The organism is Rhodococcus chondri, assembly GCF_036327435.1.
In the GTDB taxonomy this organism is placed as follows: domain Bacteria; phylum Actinomycetota; class Actinomycetes; order Mycobacteriales; family Mycobacteriaceae; genus Rhodococcus; species Rhodococcus chondri.
In genome coordinates this window covers 1-1,688 of the sequence record NZ_JAUZMZ010000349.1, presented here as the reverse complement: position 1 = coordinate 1,688, position 1,688 = coordinate 1, and the positions used below count along the sequence as shown (strand labels likewise).

1 protein-coding gene is annotated in these 1,688 nt (G+C 68.2%); it reads right to left on the bottom strand.

Annotation, left to right across the window (positions count from 1 at the left end; translation table 11 throughout):
* A partial coding sequence (locus tag Q8814_RS26015) for a non-ribosomal peptide synthetase (protein WP_330154810.1) occupies nucleotides 1-1,595 on the bottom strand: 1,595 nt, incomplete at its 3' end.
* Nucleotides 1,596-1,688 lie beyond the last annotated feature (93 nt).

The following is a 1,688-nucleotide window of genomic DNA, read 5'->3' as shown; positions in this document are numbered from 1 at the left end:
AACTCCTTCAGTTCTGCTGTGTAGATCTGCGCCCCCGCGACCGGCAGCACATAACCGACGAGCTGCGCGGATGCCGATTCCCCATCCTTGTGCGCGACCGTCGCGGCGACATCGACCGACGGATGCGCGGCCAATGCCGCATCGATCTCCCCGAGTTCGATGCGCAGACCACGGATCTTCACCTGGAAGTCGCTGCGCCCCACATAGGCGATCTCCCCGTCCGGCGTCCACGTCACGACGTCGCCGGTGCGGTACATACGCTGCCCCGGGAACCCGTACGGATCCGGCACGAACCGGTCCGCGGTGAGCCCGCGGCGCTCGTGGTATCCCTGCGCCAGCTGAACTCCCGCTATGTACAGCTCGCCGGGTACTCCGACGGGCACCGGACGCAGCCGGCTGTCGAGCACGAGTTCACGCATGCCGCGGATCGGACCGCCGATCGTGATCGGCGCTCCGGGCGTCATCGGTTCGGAGATGTTCGACATGATCGTGGTCTCGGTCGGGCCGTAACCGTTGTACAGCGACCTTCCCGGTGCCCACCGCTCCACGATGTCGCCGGACACGGCCTCGCCACCGGCGACGAGGTGCTGCAACGACTCGAGCCCGGCCGGGTCCATCGATGCCAGCACCATCGGTGTGATGAATGCGTGTGTCACCGACTCGCGCCGGATCAGATCGGCGAGCGCGGCTCCGCCGAAGACATCCGGAGGCGAGATCACCATGGTCGCCGCACTGCCGAGCGCCAGCAGCAACTCGAGCACCGACGCGTCGAAACTCGGCGACGCAACGTGCAGGACACGCGACCGCTCGGTCGGCGAATAGCGCTCGTACTGTTCGACGCAGAAGTTGTGCAGACCCGCGTGGGTCACGCTCACGCCCTTGGGTCGTCCGGTCGAACCCGATGTGTAGATCACGTACGCGACCTGCGAGGAACGGATCGGGGCCGGCAGATCGCGGTACGTCACCGGCTCCCCGGACTCGTCGGCGCAGCGCGCCAGGAAGTCGTCGTCGTCCAGGACCCACCAGTCGACCGCGTCCGACAACGCCGCGGCATGCGCCGCGAGCGTCAGACCGAGGACCGCGCCCGAGTCGTCGATCATGTTCGCCACCCGGTCGGCCGGATAGTTCACATCCACGGGCACGTACCCCGCGCCGGTCTTGGCGACCGCCCACACCGCGAGCACCGACTCGATCGACCGGGGCACGGCGATCGCGACCAGATCCGACGAACCGATCCCGCGCCGGAGCAGGACCCGGGCAAGGCGAGACGACCGCTCGTCGACTTCCCGGTAGGTCATTTCGCGGTCTCCGTACTTGACCGCCACACCGTTCGGGTTCTTCGCCACCGCCTCGGCGATGAGGTTCGGCAGCGTCGACGTCCACACCGGGCCACGGGACGCGCGGTGCGCAACCTCGCCGATCCGGGACGACCCGACCAAGGCCGCACGCTCGGCGGTGTCGAGGACTTCGACGTCGCCGACGGTGATGGCGGGATCCGCCGTGACCGCCTCGAGCACCCGGCGGAATCGGATGCCGAAGGCCGCCACCGTCGCCTCGTCGAACAGATCGGTCGCGTAAGTGAGGTCGATCTCCAACCCCCCCGGCGGTATCCGCGACACCAGCGGTTTCGGCGACGGTGACCTGCAGATCGAACCGGGACACTCCGTCGTCGGCGTCGAAGCCGGAGA